The following is a 20,837-nucleotide window of genomic DNA, read 5'->3' as shown; positions in this document are numbered from 1 at the left end:
ACCAGGCAATAAACTGAGCAACAATCCCCACGGTAGCCACTTTGACAAGCACGCCGTTGTGGCCCTAAATCCGCCCACCTGTTAGACTTCCCTCCCTTTTAAGCTGGCGACGACATCACCGTGAAAACATCCTCATTCTCCAATCTCCCGCTGGCGCCGGCACTACTTAGCAACCTGGATAGCCTCGGTTATCACGAAATGACCCCGATCCAGGCCCAGAGCCTGCCGGTCATCCTCGAGCGGCGCGACCTGATCGCCCAGGCCAAGACCGGCAGCGGCAAGACTGCCGCCTTCGGCATCGGCATCCTGCATAAACTCAATCCGAGCTACTTCGCGATCCAGGCGCTGGTGCTGTGCCCTACGCGTGAACTGGCAGACCAGGTCGCCAAGGAACTGCGGCGGCTGGCGCGCTTTGCCGACAACGTCAAGATCCTGACGCTGACCGGCGGCACGCCGATGGGGCCGCAAATCGGCTCGCTGGAGCATGGCGCCCATATCATTGTCGGCACGCCGGGACGTATCCGCGACCACATCGGCCGCGGCAGCATCAACCTCGGCACGGTCCAGACGCTAGTGCTGGATGAAGCCGACCGCATGGTCGACATGGGTTTTTACGAAGAAATCTCAGGCATCGTCAGCGCCTGCCCGGCGCGACGCCAGACCCTGCTGTTTTCCGCCACCTATCCGGACGATATCCGCAAGGCCAGCGCAGAATTCCTGCGCGATGCGGTCGAGGTCAAAGTCGAGGCGCAACACGACACCGTCCGCATCGAACAACGCTTTTACGAAGTTTCTTACGAAGGCCGCAACGCCGCTGTAGCGCAGCTGCTGAACCACTACAAGCCGGTATCGACTATTGCTTTTTGCAACACCAAGATTCATTGCCGTGAACTGGCCGACGAACTGCGTGCACAGGGTTTCAGCGCATTGGCGCTGTATGGCGAACTGGAACAACGCGAACGTGACGAGATTCTGGTACTTTTCGCCAATCAAAGCTGTTCAGTGCTGGTAGCCACCGACGTTGCCGCGCGCGGCCTCGATATCCAGACCCTGGGTGCGGTCATCAATGTCGACGTTTCCAAGGATACCGAAGTCCACATCCATCGCATCGGCCGCACCGGCCGCGGCCAGGAACGCGGGCTGGCGCTGAGTTTGTGCGCACCGAATGAAAAGAAATGGGTCAAGCTGATCGAGGACTATCAGCAAGGACCGGTCAGCTGGTTCGACCTGGCTGAGCTGGAACCGGCCTATGGCGAACCGTTGACGGCGCCGATGGTGACGCTATGCATCATGGGCGGTAAAAGAGACAAGCTGCGCCCGGGCGATTTGCTGGGCGCGCTGACCGGTGATGTCGGCTTGAATAAGGAACAAGTCGGCAAGATCAGCGTCTTTGATTTCGTCACCTACGTGGCATTGGATAAGCGCATTGCCAAGCAGGCATTTGGCCGGCTTAGCAGCGGCAATATCAAGGGCAAGACTTTCAAGATGCGGTTCATTTAAATCCATGCGCTGGCGGGGCATCATATATCCGCACAAATCGCACACAAATCAATCGCTATTTTTGTAGATTCACTCGATCTTCGCAACCGCGAAAATGTGTTAAATTTCTCAAAGGAAATTTCTACATGCGCGGAAGATCGAGGCCCGCGCTTTACGGACGTGCAGACATGCTTAGCTGGCAAGAACAACAAATGCAGTCCATGTTGAGCGCGGAATCCGCGCCCACCCTTTTTGACACCTTGTCCGGAGTGACCAGGCAACTGGGCTTCGATTACTGCGCTTACGACATGCGCCTGCCCTGGCCGATTGCCGAGCCAAAAATAGTCAGCATCAACAACTATCCGACCAAGTGGCAGCAACGCTACGCCCAGGAAAGCTACCAGAACATCGACCCTACCGTGGCGCATGGCCGGCAATCCAATTTGCCGCTGGTCTGGGCTGACGCACAAATCGCCAGCAATCGCTCGTTCTGGGAAGACGCGCACGCACATGGCTTGCATACGGGCTGGGCGCAATCATGCCACGATGCAAAAGGCATAAGCGGACTGCTCAATCTATCGCGCTCGGATGACAATATTTCACATGCAGAGCTGCGTGAAATTTCGATGAAATTATCATGGCTGGTCAACGTTGCCCATGAAGGCTTGTCGCTGTTGCTGATCAAAGAACACATGCCGGAAGCCGGTGCCCAGTTGACCTCACGGGAAATCGACGTGCTGCGCTGGACTGCCGACGGCAAGACCTCGGGTGAAATCAGCGAGATCATGTACATTTCCGATCGTACGGTAAATTTTCATATCTCGAACGCCCTGAAAAAACTCAACGCAACCAACAAAACCGCAGCGGCCGTCAAGGCAGTGAGACTTGGCATTTTATAGTCGGATGGACGACGATACAGATGCAAGGAAAAAGATGAGTATCTGGGGCAAGGCCAATCTCCTCCGTGCCCGCGATGGCCACGAAGCCAAAGTGCTGCCGGTCGAGCTGTTCTTTGATCTGGTGTATGTCTTCGCCGTTACTCAGTTATCCCACCATTTACTGGAAAACCTCACGCCGCTGGGTGCTTTCCAAACCTTGGTCCTGTGGTTTGCGGTATGGCTGGTCTGGCAGTACACCTGCTGGGTGACCAACTGGTTCGATCCGGATACGATGCCGATCAGGTTGTTGCTGTTTGCCATCATGCTGGTCAGCCTGGTCATGTCGGCAGTGCTGCCTGATGCGTTTGGTGAACGCGGCCTGATTTTTGCCGTGTGCTACGCCACCATGCAGATCGGCCGCACCCTGTTCGTGGTATGCCACCTGGGAAGCCATCATGCCCTGAGCAAGAATTTCCAGCGCATGCTCGGCTGGCTGTGCATCTCGGGCGTATTCTGGATTGCCGGCGGCCTGTCTGCAGGCAATTACCGGCTATGCTTCTGGATGCTGGCAGTGGCTTGCGAATACGTCTCGCCGATGTTCGGCCTGTGGCTGCCGGGCATGGGCCGCTCCCGGACGCAGGAATGGACCATAGAGGGTGGCCACATGGCCGAGCGCTGCCAGTTGTTCGTGATCGTGGCGCTGGGCGAATCGATCCTCGTCACCGGCGCCACCATCGGCCATATGGCAAACTGGAATGCACCTACCCTGATCGCATTCCTGGTGGCTTTCCTTGGCAGCCTGGCGATGTGGTGGATCTATTTCGACACCAGCAGCCAGGCCGGCACCGAAGCCATCGTACATTCCAAAGATCCGGGACGTATCGGTGCGTATTTCCACTACACCCATGTCATCATCGTCGCCGGAGTGATCATTACCGCCGTCGGCAATGAACTGGCGATCGCCGATCCGGCCGGACATATAGATACCAAATCGCTGGCGGTCCTGATCGGCGGACCGATGGTGTATTTGTTCGGCAACGGCATCTACAAGACCGTGGTCTACCATCGGTTTCCGTTTTCTCACGTGATCGGACTGATGGCGCTGGCGTTGTTGATCCCGCTCGCCTACTTCACCGATCAGTTGATGGTCTCTGGCCTGACCACCGCAATACTGATAGTCGCGGCTACCCGGGAGAGCGTGTCGCGCCGCCGCATGCGACGCACCGACTAGGCCTGGCAGCCCGGCTTAAGCAGGGCTGCCGACCGCAGCAGTACCAGTTGCGCCAGCAGCACGCAAGCGTGCAACATCGCGCGCCGGCGGTGAACCGAACATGCGGTTGTACTCGCGGCTGAATTGCGAAGGGCTTTCATAGCCGACCAGATGCCCTGCCGTGGCGGCGTCTCCGACCTGCGCGAACAACAGCCGACGAGCTTCCTGCAGCCTGAGTTGTTTCTGGTATTGCAAAGGCGTCATCGCCGTCACCGCCTTGAAATGATGGTGCAGCGAAGATGAACTCATGTTCGCTTCGCGCGCCAGGTTTTCTATCCGCAGCGGCAACCGGTAATCGCGCTTGATCAAATCGATCGCTTTGACCACATGCTGCGCCTGGCTGTCGGACATGGCGATCTGCTGCAACATGCCGCCCTGCTCGTCCTGCAGCAGCCGATACAGGATTTCCCGTATCGCTAGCGGCGCCAGCACCGGGATATCCTTCGGAGTCGCAAGCAGCTGCATCAGGCGCAGCACGGCATCCAGCAGACCGGAGTTGGCTTTGCTGACAAACATGCCACGTGCCGGCAAATCGGCTTTTTTTACGTGTCCCTCGCCCGCCATGATCAGGTCGCCGATCTCCTTCGGATCAAGATCCAGCCGCAAGCTCAGATAAGGCTGATCCGGCGTCGCTTGCGTCACATGCCCCGTCACCGGCAAGTCAACCGAGACCACCAGATATTGGGTGGGATTGTAAATATAGACTTCATCGGCCAGCATCGTTTGCTTCTGTCCCTGGGCGATAATGCACAAGGCCGGCTTATGCAAGGCATGGGCAGGCGCCGACGGTTGCGACAGGCGCGCCAGGTGGAGTGGTGCAATCGCCGTCTGGTGTACGCCTTCGGTGGCGTATTGCGCAATCAGGCGCGCCAGTTCAATTTGCTGCAGCGATGCCGCTTGCTCGGCGGCTGCCTCTTGCATTGATCCTGAATTATTCATTTTCAGCCTTTCACAGCGTTTGATCGAGTCTACTATTTTTCGATCCGACGCGGCGTGGGCCAATGACAACTTTGGAGGATTGTGCAAGAAGTCGGGACTAAACGACCATCCCTAGCCAGCCATCTGTGCGTTGCTACTGTGGTTATTTTGGCCACAAATTCATACGCACCCTTCCCATGGCACGTATTTGCGTTGCAGCCAGCGCAGCCCATATTCAAAACCCGATGCAATCAACGCAATCACCAGAATTCCCATGATCACGACGTCGGTTACCAGGAATTGCGCAGCCGACTGGATCATGAAACCCAGCCCACGCGTAGCGGCAATCAGTTCGGCCGCCACCAGGGTCGACCAGCCGACGCCCAGGCCAATCCGGATCCCGGTAAGCACATCGGGCACTGCAGATGGCAAGATGACAAAACGAATCAGCTGCCAGCGCGAAGCGCCCAGTGTCTGTGCCGCCCGCAAACGGTTTTGATCGACGCGACGCACCCCATGCAAGGTAGCAATCGCCAGCGGAGCGAAAATCGCCAGATAGATCAGCAGCACCTTGGATAGCTCGCCGATGCCAAACCAGATCACGATCAGTGGCAAATAGGCCAATGGCGGGATAGGCCGGTAAAACTCGATCAGAGGATCGAATACGGCGCGTGCACGAGGGCTCAAGCCGATCAGGATGCCCACCGGAATAGCACTGGCAATGGCCAGCAGCAACGCAGCAAATACCCGGGCGACACTGGTAAAGGCATGCTGCCACAATGTGGCGTCGACAAAACCGTCGATGGCGACAGCCTTGAATTTTTGCAATACCGCCACCGGCGACGGCAGGAACAGTGGCGGCACCAGCGCAAGGGCTGTGACCAGCCACCACAGACCTAGTAACACTGCCACCGTCAGCAAGGTGATGCTGCGCTCGGAAATGGCGTGCCCGGCTTTGATTTTCGGGGCCGGCGATAGTGGCGTTGCATAATCCGGCGGCTCCGGTTGCAACTCATATTCCAGCGGTGAAAACGTGACAGATAATTCACTCATGCCAAGACGTCCTCCAATACAACATCGCTGCGGGGATGGTGCTGTGCTTGCGGATGCAGCAGTTGCTCCAGGATTTCCTGGCGCAAACGAACGAAATCCGGATCTGACTTGATGCTGCGCGCCGGCTCGCCAGCGGCAAAGCGGGCGCCGAATTCAAGCTGGCTCACGCTATCCACTCTTCCCGGCCGCGCCCGCAGCAATACCAGGTCGGTTGCCAGGAACAAGGCTTCTTCGACGCTATGGGTAATCATGAAGATGCCTTTACCGGACGCCTTCCAGACCTGCAGCAAATGCTCCTGCATCTGTTCGCGCGTCAGGGCGTCAAGTGCGCCCAACGGTTCATCCAGCAGCAGGAAACGAGGATCTACCGCCAACGCGCGCGCCAGGCTGACGCGCTGGCGCATGCCGCCTGATAATTCCCAGATGGCTGCATCGGCATAATCCCGGAGCCCGGTCAGCGCCAGGTATTCCCGCGCCTTGGCCTGGCGCTGTTGCGCCGATTGCCCGGCCAACCGCAGCCCGAATGCCACATTTTCCTGTACCGTTTGCCAAGGCAGCAAGGTATCGCTTTGGAAAACCACGCCGCGCTCGGCGCCTGGCCCGGTAATCGGTACGTTATCGATACTGGCGAAACCTGAGCTTGGCTTTAAAAAACCGGCAATCAGGTTGAGCAAAGTGGTCTTGCCGCAGCCGGATTCGCCGATCACTACCGTAAACCGGCCATCGTGCAGATCCAGCGAAATATCGCGCAAGACTTCTTGCGGTCGCACAGCGTTCGGATACGCCACGCTCACCGATTGCAGACGAATCATGTGGACTCCTTATTGAAGCGCTGCTTGCTTGACAAATGCCGGATTGACATAGGGTTGATAGTCCGGCAATACGCGCTCTACCTTCTTTTGCTCTTGCAAGAAACCGGCGGTTGCGGCCAGCGCCTTGACGGTAGGACCGCTCAGCAGTTGCCCCTGTTCGGCCAGCGTAGGAAAGCCGCTGCCGGCCAGTAGCTCGGCGATGTCGCTCTGCTTGGCCGCGGTCAGCCGCGCAATTTTCTCGAATTGCGGTGAACCGGCTTTCCAGTCTGCGCCGCTGCTACGGTAATCGGCATAGGCTTTACCGGTGACTTTGACGAAGGCAGTCACAAAATCAGGATGCTTTTGCGCAAAATCCTTGCGCACGATCCAGGCGTCGAAAGTCGGCGCGCCCCACTTCGCCACCTCGGCCGAGTCGGTCAGGACTTTACCCGATTCCTTGACCTTGCCCAGCGCCGGATCCCACACGTAAGCGGCATCGATATCACCGCGCTGCCATGCCGCGGTAATTTCCTGCGGACGCAGATTCAGGATCTGCACCTTGGATGCAGGAACGCCCCAGTGTTTGAGGGCCGCCAGCAAGCTATAGTGAGTGGTTGAAACAAATGGCACGGCGATCTTTTTACCGATCAGGTCCTGCGCCGTGTTAATGCCGCTGCCGTTGCGGACCACCAACGCCTCGGCCTGGCCGATCTGCGCCGCTATCAAGATGGTTTCGATCGGCAGTTCACGCGTCGCCGCTGCTGCCAGCGGGCTGCTACCGACATATCCCACCTGGATATCGCCGGAAGCTACCGCGGTAATGACGTCAGCGCCGCTATCGAATTTTTTCCAGTTTATTTTCCAGCCGCTGGCCTTTTCATATGCGCCGTCCGCCTGAGCGACTTTGGCTGGCTCGACCACCGTCTGGTAGGCGACATTGACTTCCTGTCCGGCTGCCCAAGCCTGACAGGCCAGCACCGCGATGACTGAAGCTGCCGCTAAAACCGGCAAATGTTTGAAAAGACGAGCGATCATGCAAACCCTCCTGGTGATTGAATTGGCTGAGTGATAAAAAGTGATAAATCCGGTTAACGGAACTGATGGCGAAGTTATTCGGCCTTTGCGCCAAGTTAATCGATTCAAGCCACTTCTAAAACGAAGGTTTTCAGCAATACTTATATGGTTTTTGCCTGACACAAACATTCACGAAGAGATAGTTAAATATGCTTATCGTCAATAAAGATATTTAAATATCTTTTTCAAAAAAAGATACTATACTATTCTTAAATCCATAAAAGATAGTTTATTGATCTCATGAAAACCTTAAGCGAGCTATCCGCGATCCTCCGGCAAGCCAAAGACAGAATGGCGCTACCGGTCATCACCATGACCCGCAACAGCGGATTGACGGCAGTAACAATACGCGGCGTTCTTGCCGGCAAGAACGATCCTCGCCTCAGCACCCTGATGACGATTGCCGATCAATTGGGACTGGAGGTGATGCTGCTGCCTAAAGCCATGGCTTCCTCGATTGCGGCAAACCCGCCGGCTGAAGAAGAAGTGCTAAGCCTGGTGGCGGCGGCACTGGCCCAGAAAAGGAACGAAAGGAACGATCGATGAATCTGAGCGCACTGGATATTTTTGTGGCGGATCGCCAGGTCGGCATCCTGTTCCGATATGGCGATATGGTGCGCTTCCAGGTCGACCCCGCCTATGCCCAGGATCCGCAGCGGCCGACCTTGTCGCTATCGATGCGCGCAGCCACGCCGCAACAGGACATGGCTTTACTGCTCAATCCACTGGCGGCGATTTTCAATTCGCCTGGTCAGATGCGGCTGCCTGCCTTTTTTCAGAACTTGCTGCCGGAAGGCGTATTGCGCAAGCAAATCGCCATCGAGCGCCAATGCGCGGAAGACGATCATTTCGAACTGCTGGCTGCCTGCGGCCGCGACTTGCCGGGCGCAGTCAGGACTATCCCAACCAAATTGACGCGCTCCATGATGACGCGCCTGGTAACCCAAGGCCACGAAGCCATAGAAGAAAGCGTGATAGCGGCGCCGCTGGTGGACGGCGTCTCGATTTCCGGCATGCAACCGAAGCTGGCCCTGATCCGGGAAGGCGGCAGATATGTCAGTCGCACCCGTCACAAAGACGCGCATATCATCGGCAAGCTGCCAACCTCGCAATACGACCATCTGCCGGAAGTCGAACATCTATCGCTGCAACTGGCCCAGGCTGCCGGCGTTACCGTGTGCAGCGCCAGCTTGCAACCGTTGGCGGCGATCATGGCCGAGCATCCGTATGCCGCAGGAGAAAACCAGCAGTTCCTGGCCGTGCAAAGATTCGACCGGGATCAGCCGGGCCGGCTGCACGTGGAAGATTTTTGCCAGATACTAGGTGTCGATCCCGACAAGAAATATACCGGCGCCACCTACGCCGACATGGCGCTGGTGATGCGGGCCGTGCCGGGGCTGGGCGAAACGGCCTGCCATGAACTGCTACGTCGTATCACCGTCAACGAACTGATAGGCAATTACGACGCCCATTTGAAAAATTTCGGCATCCGCTATCTGGCCGACGGCCAGATTGAATTCTCGCCGGCCTACGATGTGGTGGCATATAGCGTGTACCTGAACGGTAGCGGCCACGCCCTCAAATTTGCCGACGGCCAGGCCAAACGGTCTTTCCTGTCGCCGCAGACCCTGCGCGCTTTCGCCAATCGCAGCGGCATGCTGGAACCGCCGCTGCGCCAGGTCATTACCGACGTCTGCAAAAAGGCCTTGTCGGCATGGCCGGCGCTGATTGCCGCCAGCCAGCTACTGCCGCATCAGAAAACCAGGCTGACTGAATATTTCATGGGACGCGACATCATCGCTGGCTTGCGCAAGCGGCAGGCCAGGCTTGCAACACAACCCTGAAACCTGACTTAGACCCATACAAATTTGCTGGCAACGGAAAAAGTTATCAAAATCCGCTAATATCACCCATCACTCCCTCTTCACTCACTTCAGTATCAAAGGATAAAAGGATAAGTAATGCCCGTAACCGCAGCTCAAGCCCAACCAGGAATTCTCGACACACTAGCGCCACTCGGCCGTTCGCTCACCTTTCGCCTCAATGAACATTGCAACGCTCACAATCTGCAAGCGGCCCTGACCCGGTTGCGCGAAGTGTTCGCGGCTGACTGGGGCGTCGTCGGCCTGGGTACACCCCTGGTCGATGCTATGGATCAGCATGTCGCTGGCCTGCGTCCGTTCCCGGCGCTTGAAGGACACGGCTGCGCTGCACCGTCCACCCAGCAAGCCATGTGGATTTTATTGCGCGGCAGCGAGCGCAGCAGCCTGTTCGAGCGCACCGCGCAGCTGGTCGAACTACTGGGCGATGCGCTGGTGCTGGAAGACGCACTGGACACCTTCCGTTATCGGGACAACCGCGACCTGACCGGTTATGAGGATGGTACCGAAAACCCCAAAGATGCGGTCGCCATTGCCGCTGCGCTGGTAGCGGAAGGCACAGGACGTCAAGGTTCAAGCTTTGTCGCAGTACAACGCTGGATCCATGATTTGACGCGTTTCCGCGGATTCCCGGCAGCGCAGCGCGATGCCACCATCGGCCGCCAGATTAGCGACAACGAGGAAATCGAGGACGCTCCCGAATCGGCCCATGCGAAACGTACGGCTCAGGAAAGTTTTACGCCCGAAGCTTACATGGTGCGCCACTCCATGCCGTGGGATACCGGCCTGCAACAAGGCACAGAATTCATCGCTTACGGCGAGTCCAGCGACCGCTTCGAAAACGTCCTGCGCCGCATGCTGGGCCACGAAGACAATATCGTCGACGCCCTGTTCAGCTTTTCACGGCCGGTGACCGGCGGCTACTACTGGTGCCCGCCAATTAGTGACAGCCGTCTCGACCTGACCAGCATCGGCATCTGAGCAAAAGTTCTACGTGACCTCCATCCAGCTTTCCTTGCCTGCCGCGCGCGCCCTGCAACTGGCAGCGCAAGGCTTGCTCAATCCGGTGCGCAAGAAAGCCGTCAAGCAAGACGTACTGGCCGCTATCCGGCAAATGGGCGTACTGCAAATCGACACCATCCATGTGGTGGCGCGCAGCCCCTACCTGGTGCTGTGGAGCCGGCTCGGCAGCTATCAGCAGCAGTGGCTGGACGAGCTGCTGGAGGAACGCCAGTTGTTCGAGTACTGGGCGCACGAAGCCAGTTTCCTGCCGATCGAAGATTACGGTTTGTACCGCCACCGTATGGTCGATCCCGGTTCGATGGGCTGGAAATATTCCGCCAAATGGATGGAAGAGCATCGGGCCACCATAGAGCAGCTAGTGCAGCATATCCGCCAGCACGGCCCGGTGCGCTCGGCCGATTTCAAGCGTACCGACGGTAAAGGCGGCGGCTGGTGGGAATGGAAACCGGAAAAACGCTCGCTGGAAGTATTGTTTACCGCCGGTCGCCTGATGATCGCCAAGCGCCATAATTTTCATCGGATCTACGATCTCGCCGAACGCATCTTGCCGGACTGGGACGATGCCAACATGCCGTCCACCGCAGATACGCAGCGCACCCTGCTGCTCAAGGCAGTGCAAGCATTAGGAGTAGCGAAAGCCAGCTGGATCGGCGATTATTTCCGCACCGCCAAGAGCCGCCCCGAACCCGACCCCGAAACCCTGGTCGACGACGGCAACCTGCTCAGGGCGACGGTCGAAGGTTGGCAGCAGCCGGTATATATTCACCCGGCCCATCGCGAACTGGCGCTGGCAGCAGCCGACGGCTTGTTGAAACCGACCGCCACCAGCCTGCTCTCGCCCTTCGATCCACTGGTATGGGACCGCAAGCGCGCATTGGAATTATTCGATTTCGATTACCGGCTTGAATGCTATACGCCGGAAGCCAAGCGCAGCTATGGCTACTTCACGCTGCCAATCCTGCATCGCGGCGCGCTGACAGGACGACTGGATGCTAAAGCACACCGCAGCGAAGGCGTGTTTCAAGTGAAGGCGCTATATCTGGAACCGGGGACGCGCACCAGCGTACGACTCGTAACTGAACTGGCCGCAGCATTACAGCGTCTTGCCGCATGGCACGGTACGCCGCGCGTAGTGATAGATCAATGCACGCCACGCGCCTTTAGAAGCATGTTGAAAGCAGCGCTGGCTTAATTTCAGTTACTCAACTCGAGTTGCCTAACCAACACTCTGCAAGATTTTACTGGTTTCGACGCCAAAGGCGCGCGGCCGCCCGATACCGTATCCCTGAGCAAAATCCACACCAATCTCAGTCAGCGTACCGATAATCCGTTCATTTACGGCAAATTCGGCAATCGTCTGTTTCCCCATCAGGTGGCCGATTTTGTTGATCGCCTCGACCATCGCGTAGTCGGTCGGGCTATTCAACATATCCTTTACAAAACAACCGTCAATCTTGATGAAATCGACGGGCAAATTCTTCAGGTAGGCAAACGAAGACATGCCTGCGCCGAAATCATCCAGCGCAAAACGATACCCGATACTTCTTAATTCCTGGATAAAGTGTGCGGCCTTGGCAAAATTTGCAATAGCGCTGGTCTCTGTAATTTCAAAACAGATACTTTGCGGCGCTATGTTGTATTTCACGTGCTGTTCCCGCACAAAATTGAGAAAATCGTTATCCCCGACACTGGCGCCGGACAAATTGATGGCGCAGCTCTCAATATCCTGCCCTCCCCCTTGCTGATGCATTTTCGCCAGCGTGGCAAATACCGTAGAGACCACCCAGCGATCGATAGCCGGCATCAGGTTGTAACGTTCCGCGGCAGGAATGAACGCCATCGGCAGCACCAGATTGTTGTCCTTGTCCAGCATGCGCAGCAGGATTTCAAAATGCACGCCGTGAGCGGACGACGGTGTGCCCAAAGCGACTATATCTTGTGAGAACAAGCAAAATCTATCTTTGACAAGCGCTTCATTGATACGGGTTATCCATTCCATCTCGCCGTGCCGGGTTGACAGTTCACTGTCATCTAGCCGGTACTCATGCACCCGGTTTCGGCCCTTTTCCTTGGCCAGATAACAGGCAGCGTCGACCGCGCTCATGATCTGGCCCAAGGTATGCATTTCTCCCGCCAGATTAATCAGGCCGATGCTAACCCCGATGGTGAACGGCTTGTTGGCCCATAGGAACTGGAAATCGGCGACCGTCTGCCGCAGCCCTTCCGCGACCCGCTGCGAATATTCGACCGGACAGTTCTCCAGCAATACGCCGAATTCATCACCTCCCAGACGCGCGATGGTGTCGGCGTCTCGCAAATGCTGTTTCAACAGTACGCTTATTTGCCGGATCAGTTCGTCGCCGGCGGCATGGCCGCAAGTGTCATTGACCACCTTGAACTGGTCCAGGTCGAGATACAGCACTGCGTGCTGGCGCTGCTGATCGCGCGAAGTAATCATCGCCACCGTCAGGCGGCGTTCGAACTCGCGCCGATTGATGAGCCCGGTCAATTCGTCGTGACTGGCCTGATAGGACAGCTGCGCCGCGTATTCGCGCTCCTTGCTGACGTCATGCAAAACCAGCACGGTGCCAATGGTTTCGCCACTCAGGTTACGTATCGGTTCGGCCGACAGATTGACCGCCACCTCGCTACCATCATTGCATATCAACAACAAATTGGTTTCACGGTCGACCGGATTGCCATTCTCGAGAATCTGGTTGATCAGATCAGTATTCCGCTTGCCGGACGCCTCACCCACCACGCTCAGAATTTTTGCCAGCGGCAGGCCGCGCGCCGACGCCAGTGTCCATCGAGTTAATATTTCCGCAGTCGGATTCAGATATTCGACCAAACCGTCGGTGCCCAGGGTAATTACCGCCTCGCCTATCGATTCCAGCGTGACCTGAGCCCGTTCCTTTGCTGCATATAGTTGCTCTTCGGACCGTTTGCGGGCGGTGATATCGGTAAACGAACCAGCCATGCGCACCGGCTGGCCAGCGGCATTGCTAGTGGACTGCGCGCAAGAGCGCACCCAGCGCAAATCGCCCGACTTGGTGACGATTCTGAATTCGATGTCGCACGGCGAATTATCGTACAGATGGGATGTCAGTTTTGCCCGGACCGACGCCAGATCCGAGGGATAGATACAGTTAAGGAATTGCACCGGAGTCGGCTCGCCATCGTCCAGTGTGTAACCCAGCAATTCCGTCAGGCGTGGCGAATAGTAGATGTTGTCTGCCTGGATATCCCAGTCCCACAAACCATCGTTACTCCCGACAAGCGCCAGATGCAGGCGTTCCTGGCTGATCTTCAACGCTTTTTCGAACGCATCGCTCTTGTTCAGGAGATAACGTGAAATCCAGCTGCCGAATATCGTCAGTGCAATGGCAATCGCCAATGTCGCAAACAACAACAAACGCTGGACCTGTCGAGAAGACTCTCCCAAGCTGGCCGAAAAGCGTAACTCTAAAGGCGTCAGACGGGCGTCTATGTCACGAATACGGGCGAGACTAGCCGTCAGCGTCGATGACTCCGGGTTGCCGGCAGCGATCGCCGCATGCAAACGCGTTGCCTCTGCAGCCAACTCTTCAATCAGCCGGTTGCCAATCTGCCAGTTGGCGAGCGGCTCTGCCAGCAGGCTGAAGTTCTTGAAATTACGATACAGGAAAATGATGCCATCGATATCGTCGGGATGATTGCCGCCTTCCAGAAACCCTTGGCGTGCTACTTGCAGATCTGGAACCGGTTTGTCCAGCTCATCCCTGGCGCGGCGATCGCCCATGGGCACCGCCAGCGCCTGCAGCGCCTTCTGGTAGTCAGTCTCGGCTTGCGTAACCGCATATTGAACCAGATAGGATACCGCCTCCTTCTGCGCCTTCGACCACAAGCCTTCGCCGCCGACAAACGCCCGCACAGAAGACAGGATACTCATGCTGAACATCAGCAGCCCTACCATCGAGAGCACAATCGCCAGAAAAGGCAAAGTCACCTTGATCCAGCGCATGCCGCCGTCTTTAGTCCAAAATTTCTGCAATCGCTGTTTCACAAAACCTCGCTGATGAATTTATACAGTCAGAAAGCTTGAGCGCCCTCGCTGGACATTGCGAAAAAACGACACTACTTGAGTCCAAGTATCGAATGCCCCATCATACGACCAATAGTTTCTAAGTAGCAAGTCACTGGCAAGGAATAAAGTAATGCCTTGTTTATATTCTTGCAAATACCCGGAAACAACAGCTGGCGATGGCCGTCTTGAGACGAAAATCGCCATCCATGTCGCTATCATGCATCGGCAAATGCAACAGCACAAAATTGTCTGAACGCCACCTATATCGGCCGTGCTACCATCGCTGGCTTGCCTTCTTTTCTGATTATTTTCACTTGCCTCATCCATGACCCAGTCTTTGCACGTTGATAGCGCAGTCGCCAGCAGTTTTTCTACCAACCCGGACATTTTGCACGGGACAGCTCAGGCTGACTTGATACGCGATGAGGTATTGGCCGATCTGCTGGAGGCTACCGCTGCGCGCGTACCAGACCAGATCGCTTTGATTTTTGGCGTGCGCCGGCTGAGCTATCAGGAACTCAGCCAACGTGCCGACCAGGTGGCTTCACGCCTGATCGCTGCCGGTGTGGGGCCAGGCCAGATTGTCGGATTGTGGCTGCCGCGCGGCATCGACCTGCTGATCATGCAAGCCGGCATCGCCAAAACCGGCGCCGCCTGGCTGCCGCTGGATGCCGATACGCCGGTTGAGCGCATTGCCGTCTGCCTGGAAGACGCGCAAGCGCCAGGGATTGTCAGTTGCCAGCAATTCGCCGCGCGCCTGGAGCCGGGGCAGTTCGGCTGCCAGGTCTGGACCGCCGAGCAGTTGCTGGCGCCAGCTGACGCACTGCTGCAGCGCCGCAAAAATGCCCGGCGCAGCGATCCGGCGTATGTCATCTATACCTCAGGTTCAACCGGCAAGCCGAAAGGCATCGCCATCACGCAAGGCGCAATCTGCCATTTCCTGCGCAGTGAAAACGCCGTGCTGGGCGTCACCGGCAGCGATCGCGTCTATCAAGGTTTTTCGGTAGCGTTCGACATGTCGTTCGAAGAAATCTGGATCAGTTACCTGGTTGGCGCCACCCTTTGGATCGCCCCCAAGGAGCTGGCCTCCGATCCCGAAGCGTTGCCGCTGGCACTCGCCGCAAACGGCGTCACCGTATTGCATGCCGTGCCAACCCTGCTGGCGCTGTTCAATCAGGATGTGCCGAGCTTGCGCATCATCAATCTCGGTGGCGAAATGTGTCCGGAAGCGCTGGTCGCACGCTGGGCCAAACCTGAATCCGGCCGCCATATATTCAACACCTACGGCCCGACCGAAGCAACGGTATCGGCCAGCCTGGCCGAACTGCACGCCAATGAACCGGTAACCATCGGCCGCCCGTTGCCCAATTACGGCCTGCTGGTGATTAATCCCGCCGTAGAAAATGGCCTGATTCTGCTGCCGCGCGGCGAAGTGGGCGAATTGTGCATCACCGGTCCTGGAGTTGCCGAAGGTTATCTGGGACGCCCCGAGCTGACCGCCGAGAAATTTCTGGCAAATCCGTGGTCGAGCGGCCACCATGACCGCCGCCTGTACCGTACCGGCGACCTGGCACGGATCGAGGCCGACGGCCGGGTCCAATGCCTGGGCCGTACCGACGACCAGGTAAAGATTCGCGGTTTTCGCGTGGAGCTGGGTGAGATCGAAGAAGTGCTGGCGCGTCAGCCGGGCGTTGGCACCGTAGCGGTGGTGTTGCGCCAGGAAGACGGCATCGACCAGTTGATTGCTTTCATCGTAGCGGAGAGTGGGTCTGAGCTTGCGCCCGCGGTGCTGAGGAGTGCTTTGGCCGAGCGTCTGCCGCCCTACATGGTGCCAGGTTTCTTTGAGCCGATGCAGGAAATGCCGCGCCTGACCTCCGGCAAAATCGACCGCAAGGCGCTGAAAGCGCGACCTTTAGCCGCAATTAGTGCAGGCAACGCCGGCCTTGATTCGGATACTCCCGAAACGCCGGCCGAAATCGCACTATTCGGCGCGCTGAACAAACTGTTTCCCGGTCAGCCTATCCAGCGCAGCGCAGATTTTTTCAACGATCTCGGCGGTCATTCGCTGTTCGCGGCAAAACTCGCCTCCGCATTGCGCGCCAATCCCGATTTCGCCCATGTGACCGTGCGCGACATTTACATGAACCGCACCGTCGGCCGTATCGCTCAGGTACTGGCAGTAGCGCCGGTTGCCGGTATCGCAGTCGATACCAGCTGGACTGCACCGTCGGATCTGAAACGCTGGGTCTGCGGCGCGGCGCAGGCAGCTGCCGTGCCGTGGCTGGTGGCGATGCGCATGATGCAATGGCTGGCGCCGTTTTTTACTTATCACTTCTTCACCGGCGATCCGGGTGACTCCATCGCCGTGGCGATCGTAGTATCGGTCGGCGTGTTCCTGCTGGCTACCTTGTTTGAATTCGCAATTGCGATTGCCGCAAAATGGCTGATTGCAGGGCGACTGAAAGCCGGCCGCTACCCGCTTTGGGGCCTTACCTATTACCGCTGGTGGCTGGCCGACCGCCTGATCGAGGCAGCGCCTGCCTACCTGCTGAGCGGTTCGACCCTGTATAGCTGGTGGCTGAGGGCGCTCGGTGCACGTATCGGCTCCGAAGTCGTGATCGGCTCCATGACTTTGCGCGCGCACGATTTGCTCACCATAGAGGATGGCGTGAGCATCGGCAATGCTGTCAATTTTGAAAATGCCCGTGTCGAACATGGCGAACTGTGGCTTGGCCCGATCACGTTGCAGCGCGAAAGCTGCATCGGCTCCTACGCCGTTATGGAAGGCAACACTGGTGTCGGCGCGTTCGGCCATGTGGAGGGCCAGAGCGCCATCAGCGAAGGCCAGACAGTGCCGGCCGGCCGCATCTGGACCGGCTCACCGGCGCGCGACGCAGGCGCTTTCGACCAGGCCTCCAAACCGCCACGGCCGCCAGTCACATACAGGCGCCAGTTGGGCGAGTCGATATTTTTCCTGTTCGGCGCCTTCCTGATCACCACACTGTTCTTCATGCCGGTGTTCCCCAGCTTCATCCTGATCGACTGGCTCGACGATACCGATCGTTTCCCGTGGCTGTCCAGTAACGGTAATGTGGCGTTCCAGCTGTCCAAATATTTCGTCATGGCTTTCCCTGCCACAGCCGTACTGATCGTATGTACAGCTTTGCTTTCGGCCGGGATTCGCTGGAGCCTGCTGCCGCGCATGCGGGCCGGCAGCTGGCCGGTGCGCAGCAACATCTATTGCAGCAAATGGCTGGTCAACCAGATCCAGGAATCCAGCCTGAGCGTATTGCATGGCGTGTATGCAACCGTCTACGCGCCGATCTGGTACCGCCTGCTGGGAGCGAAAGTCGGCCGCCATGCCGAGATCTCGACTGCACTCGGCGTGGTACCTGACATGCTGACCCTAGGCGAAGACACCTTCATCGCCGACGCCGTCTTGCTAGGCGACGAGCAAATCGACGGCGGCTGGATGACCATGAAGCCAACCGTCATCTCGCGCCGCAGTTTTGTCGGTAACGGCGCCTACGTGCCTGACGGTAGCATCCTGCCGGAAAACGTGTTGATCGGCGTCCATTCGCGCACACCGGACAATCACCGCATGCAACCGGGCGATACCTGGCTCGGCTCGCCACCGATCAACCTGCCGGCGCGGGAGCAAACCAGCGGCTTCCCCGAGCATTTGACGTTCCGGCCATCGCGCCGGCGCCGTCTGGGCCGTGCATTAGTGGAAGGTTTCCGTATCGTTTCTCCGCATGCGATCGTGATCGCGGTCGGTTACACCGTGGTGCTGAACCTGATGCCGCTGGCTGGCGCCGGCCAGTGGGGTGAAGTGATCTCCCTGCTCACCACTGCCGGACTTTTGTACGGCATCGGCACCTTCATCTTTATCGCCGCCCTGAAATGGCTGCTGATCGGGCGCTACAAGAAGTGCAGCATCCCGATGTGGACGCCATTCGTCTGGCTCTCGGAGGGTGTTACCAATCTGTATGAAGGGATTGCGATACCGAATTTCATGAATTACCTGCGCGGCACGCCGTGGCTGCCGCTGGCCCTGAATCTGCTGGGCTGCCGTATCGGCCGCGGGGTTTACATGAACACCACCGACATCACCGAGTTCGATTGCGTCACCATCGGCGACTACAGCGAACTGAATGCGCAGGCTTGCCCGCAAACCCATCTGTTCGAAGACCGGGTCATGAAGATCGACCACGTCAACATCGGCAGCCGGGTCTACATGGGGCCGCGCAGCTTTGTGCTGTACGGTGCGGTGGTCAACGACAACGCCAAACTGGGCGCACTGACGCTGGTCATGAAAGGCGAATCGATTCCAGCGGCAACCAACTGGCGCGGCTGCCCGGCGGCACCGGCAAAGAACTGATCAGGATAAGAGTCAGAATTAAACCTGGATCTGGCAAGGCCTGCGGACTTGCCAGACAATTTGCCGGGTAAACAGAAAAGCATCAGGTCAGGAAGGCGTTTGCTCACGCTCGCGCAACAGCCGCTCCAACAACCGGTCGCGCGCATTGCGCCGACGCTCCAGCCTGTCGGCCTCCTCGCCCAAGGCCCGGAACAGGCTGGCGCACATGATCAGCATGATGATCATGAACGGCAAGGCGATTACGATTGAAGTCGTCTGCAACCCCTTCAAGCCCCCGGCCATCAGAAGCACCCCTGCAATCAGTGCGGTCAACACGCCCCATGCCAGCTTGATCCTGGCTGAAGGCGCCGGATTACCACTGCTGGTCATCATGCCCAGCACGAAGGTTGCGGAATCCGCTGAAGTAACGAAAAATACCGAGACCAGGATAATTGCGATCAACGAAGTCAGTGTGCTCCAAGGCAGATGCTGGAGCAGCGCGAACAACGCCAGCGAACTATCCTGCTTGACGATCTCGACCAGCGGCAAGTGTTCGAACATGATGCCATGCAACGCAGCGCCGCCAAATGTGGCGAACCACATGAAGCTGATCAGCGATGGCACCAGCAGCACGCCGGTAACAAACTCGCGGATAGTGCGGCCGCGCGAGATGCGGGCGATGAAGGTGCCGACGAACGGCGCCCAGGTAACCCACCACGCCCAGTAGAACAAGGTCCAGTCGGCAATCCAGGTACCTTTTGAAAACGGCGTCATACGCATGCTCATGCTGACCAGACTGTCCAGGTAGTCGCCCAGCGTAGTAGTCAGCGAATCCATGATGAATAGCGTCGGCCCCAGCATCAGCACAAATAGCATCAGCAGCAGCGCCAACACCATATTGAGGTTGCTCAGAATTTTCACGCCCCGGTCCAGGCCGCTCAGGGAAGACGCCAGGTACAAGCCGGCAGCTACTGCAATCACCGTCAACTGCAAGGTCAGTCCATTCGGCAAGCCGAATACCGTGTGCAGGCCGCTGCTGATTTGCAGCGTGCCGAAACCGAGCGAAGTGGCGACGCCGATGGCAGTGGCGAGTACCGCCAGAATGTCGATAGTCTTACCCAACGGGCCCAGCGCATACTTGCCGATCAGCGGCTCGAAGGTGGTGCTCATCAACATCGGGCGATTGCGGTTGAACTGGAAAAAAGCCAGCGCCAGCGCCACCACGCAATACGCAGCCCAAGGATGCAAGCCCCAATGGAAAAAGGCATAACGCAAACCAAGCCGTGCCGCCTCGGGGCCACCGGCGGGGCCGCTAGGCGGCGTCGCAAAATGAGAAACCGGTTCCGCCACGCCCCAGAACACCAGTCCGATGCCCATGCCGGCGGCGAACAACATGGCAAACCAGCTATGGCGGCTGAAATCCGGTTCGGCATCCTCGCCGCCCAGCCGGATGGTGCCAAAACGGCCGAATGCAAGATAGAGCGCAAACACCAGGAAACCGAACATCGACAACAAGTAGAACCAGCCGAAATTGGCGATGGTGGCGCCCAATGCCGACTGCATCAGTGCAGCCAGGCTGAGCGGTGACAGTGCGCCCCACAGGACGAACAGAGAGACCAACAAGAGTGAAACGATTAATACCATTGAGGACGCCCAAGGTTGTTATTGTTTTCACATGATACGGCAATCGTTTTACCTGCAACAATAATTAGTATGGCAGAAGCAACGCCAAACGTAATCAGAAGAGCCTATACCAGCAGGAATTGCACCGGGTTTTCGCTCCGGAAAAGAAAAAAACCGCATAAACATTGATGTTTATGCGGTTTCTCTATACTACCAACACCAGTTACCTGGTGCCCACGGAGGGACTCGAACCCCCACACCTTGCGGCACATGGACCTGAACCATGCGCGTCTACCAATTCCGCCACGTGGGCCGTAATGCGAAGCCCAGTAAGGCTCACTGCAATTCCGAAGACAGAATAATACGTGCATTTGATAGATTCGGTCAATCGAAGTTTGCGATTTTATGCAATTAATTGTCGT

14 protein-coding genes and 1 tRNA gene are annotated in these 20,837 nt (G+C 57.5%); 8 read left to right on the top strand and 7 right to left on the bottom strand.

Annotation, left to right across the window (positions count from 1 at the left end; translation table 11 throughout):
• The first annotated feature begins 120 nt into the window (after positions 1–120).
• The 3 genes from dbpA (at position 121) to BM029_RS01365 (ending at position 3,588) form a co-directional block, all read left to right on the top strand.
• Complete coding sequence (dbpA, locus tag BM029_RS01375; RefSeq protein WP_092431900.1) at positions 121–1,500, top strand: ATP-dependent RNA helicase DbpA; 1,380 nt, start codon at positions 121–123, stop codon at positions 1,498–1,500.
• A gap of 191 nt (positions 1,501–1,691) precedes the next feature.
• Entirely contained in the window at positions 1,692–2,378 is a 687-nt protein-coding gene (locus BM029_RS01370) for an autoinducer binding domain-containing protein (RefSeq protein WP_244544847.1), read from the top strand.
• A gap of 34 nt (positions 2,379–2,412) precedes the next feature.
• A complete protein-coding gene (locus tag BM029_RS01365) occupies positions 2,413–3,588 on the top strand; it encodes a low temperature requirement protein A (RefSeq protein ID WP_092431897.1) in 1,176 nt (391 codons plus the stop codon).
• Positions 3,589–3,603: 15 nt separating this feature from the next.
• Here the strand turns inward: BM029_RS01365 and BM029_RS01360 are convergent, their stop codons facing one another.
• The 4 genes from BM029_RS01360 to tauA all read right to left on the bottom strand — a co-directional run bounded on the left by BM029_RS01360 (position 3,604) and on the right by tauA (position 7,424).
• Positions 3,604–4,566 carry an AraC family transcriptional regulator gene (locus BM029_RS01360; protein ID WP_092431894.1) on the bottom strand — a complete coding sequence of 321 codons (963 nt, stop codon included), beginning with the start codon at positions 4,564–4,566 and terminating at the stop codon, positions 3,604–3,606.
• A 159-nt stretch (positions 4,567–4,725) separates the two neighbouring features.
• The gene (gene tauC / locus BM029_RS01355; protein ID WP_211482421.1) at positions 4,726–5,598 is read right to left on the bottom strand and encodes a taurine ABC transporter permease TauC; all 873 of its coding nucleotides are present in this window, start codon (positions 5,596–5,598) and stop codon (positions 4,726–4,728) included.
• The gene (locus BM029_RS01350) at positions 5,595–6,410 is read right to left on the bottom strand and encodes a taurine ABC transporter ATP-binding protein (protein ID WP_092431891.1); all 816 of its coding nucleotides are present in this window, start codon (positions 6,408–6,410) and stop codon (positions 5,595–5,597) included. The genes tauC and BM029_RS01350 overlap by 4 nt, the downstream gene beginning before the upstream one ends.
• A gap of 9 nt (positions 6,411–6,419) precedes the next feature.
• Positions 6,420–7,424: a taurine ABC transporter substrate-binding protein gene (gene tauA / locus BM029_RS01345; protein WP_092431889.1), complete on the bottom strand. Its 1,005-nt coding sequence runs from the start codon at positions 7,422–7,424 to the stop codon at positions 6,420–6,422.
• A 279-nt stretch (positions 7,425–7,703) separates the two neighbouring features.
• Here tauA and BM029_RS01340 point away from each other — a divergent pair, with 279 nt between their 5' ends.
• The 4 genes from BM029_RS01340 to BM029_RS01325 all read left to right on the top strand — a co-directional run bounded on the left by BM029_RS01340 (position 7,704) and on the right by BM029_RS01325 (position 11,558).
• Complete coding sequence (locus BM029_RS01340; protein ID WP_139217166.1) at positions 7,704–8,009, top strand: helix-turn-helix domain-containing protein; 306 nt, start codon at positions 7,704–7,706, stop codon at positions 8,007–8,009.
• Positions 8,006–9,307 (top strand): type II toxin-antitoxin system HipA family toxin, encoded by a 1,302-nt coding sequence (locus BM029_RS01335; RefSeq protein ID WP_092431885.1) that lies wholly within the window; start codon positions 8,006–8,008, stop codon positions 9,305–9,307. Before BM029_RS01340 ends, BM029_RS01335 begins: the two co-directional genes overlap by 4 nt.
• A gap of 117 nt (positions 9,308–9,424) precedes the next feature.
• Positions 9,425–10,324: a Dyp-type peroxidase gene (locus tag BM029_RS01330; RefSeq protein WP_092431884.1), complete on the top strand. Its 900-nt coding sequence runs from the start codon at positions 9,425–9,427 to the stop codon at positions 10,322–10,324.
• Between the two features lie 13 nt (positions 10,325–10,337).
• A complete protein-coding gene (locus BM029_RS01325) occupies positions 10,338–11,558 on the top strand; it encodes a winged helix-turn-helix domain-containing protein (protein ID WP_092431882.1) in 1,221 nt (406 codons plus the stop codon).
• Between the two features lie 24 nt (positions 11,559–11,582).
• Here the strand turns inward: BM029_RS01325 and BM029_RS01320 are convergent, their stop codons facing one another.
• A complete protein-coding gene (locus BM029_RS01320; protein ID WP_092431880.1) occupies positions 11,583–14,399 on the bottom strand; it encodes an EAL domain-containing protein in 2,817 nt (938 codons plus the stop codon).
• A gap of 358 nt (positions 14,400–14,757) precedes the next feature.
• On the opposite strand from BM029_RS01320, the gene BM029_RS01315 reads away from it, so the two are divergent.
• Positions 14,758–18,813, top strand: coding sequence for a Pls/PosA family non-ribosomal peptide synthetase (locus BM029_RS01315; protein ID WP_092431877.1), 4,056 nt, complete (start codon positions 14,758–14,760; stop codon positions 18,811–18,813).
• 87 nt (positions 18,814–18,900) lie between these two features.
• On the opposite strand, the gene BM029_RS01310 is transcribed toward BM029_RS01315, so the two are convergent.
• Both BM029_RS01310 and BM029_RS01305 read right to left on the bottom strand, forming a co-directional pair.
• Entirely contained in the window at positions 18,901–20,436 is a 1,536-nt protein-coding gene (locus tag BM029_RS01310; RefSeq protein WP_092431875.1) for a glycine betaine uptake BCCT transporter, read from the bottom strand.
• Between the two features lie 207 nt (positions 20,437–20,643).
• Positions 20,644–20,728 (bottom strand) — tRNA-Leu (locus BM029_RS01305).
• Positions 20,729–20,837: the final 109 nt, after the last annotated feature.

Source organism: Collimonas sp. OK607 (assembly GCF_900111995.1).
Classification (GTDB): Bacteria; Pseudomonadota; Gammaproteobacteria; order Burkholderiales; family Burkholderiaceae_D; genus Collimonas.
This window is presented reverse-complemented; position numbering and strand designations above follow the sequence as displayed.

Bases quoted from the DNA above. Each gene is read 5' to 3' on its own strand.
- BM029_RS01370 (WP_244544847.1), top strand. From the start codon at position 1,692: ATGCAGTCCATGTTGAGCGCGGAATCCGCGCCCACCCTTTTTGACACC.
- BM029_RS01365 (WP_092431897.1), top strand. From the start codon at position 2,413: ATGAGTATCTGGGGCAAGGCCAATCTCCTCCGTGCCCGCGATGGCCAC.
- BM029_RS01360 (WP_092431894.1), bottom strand. From the start codon at position 4,566: ATGAATAATTCAGGATCAATGCAAGAGGCAGCCGCCGAGCAAGCGGCA.
- tauC (WP_211482421.1), bottom strand. From the start codon at position 5,598: ATGAGTGAATTATCTGTCACGTTTTCACCGCTGGAATATGAGTTGCAA.
- BM029_RS01350 (WP_092431891.1), bottom strand. From the start codon at position 6,410: ATGATTCGTCTGCAATCGGTGAGCGTGGCGTATCCGAACGCTGTGCGA.
- tauA (WP_092431889.1), bottom strand. From the start codon at position 7,424: ATGATCGCTCGTCTTTTCAAACATTTGCCGGTTTTAGCGGCAGCTTCA.
- BM029_RS01340 (WP_139217166.1), top strand. From the start codon at position 7,704: ATGAAAACCTTAAGCGAGCTATCCGCGATCCTCCGGCAAGCCAAAGAC.
- BM029_RS01335 (WP_092431885.1), top strand. From the start codon at position 8,006: ATGAATCTGAGCGCACTGGATATTTTTGTGGCGGATCGCCAGGTCGGC.
- BM029_RS01330 (WP_092431884.1), top strand. From the start codon at position 9,425: ATGCCCGTAACCGCAGCTCAAGCCCAACCAGGAATTCTCGACACACTA.
- BM029_RS01315 (WP_092431877.1), top strand. From the start codon at position 14,758: ATGACCCAGTCTTTGCACGTTGATAGCGCAGTCGCCAGCAGTTTTTCT.
- BM029_RS01310 (WP_092431875.1), bottom strand. From the start codon at position 20,436: ATGGTATTAATCGTTTCACTCTTGTTGGTCTCTCTGTTCGTCCTGTGG.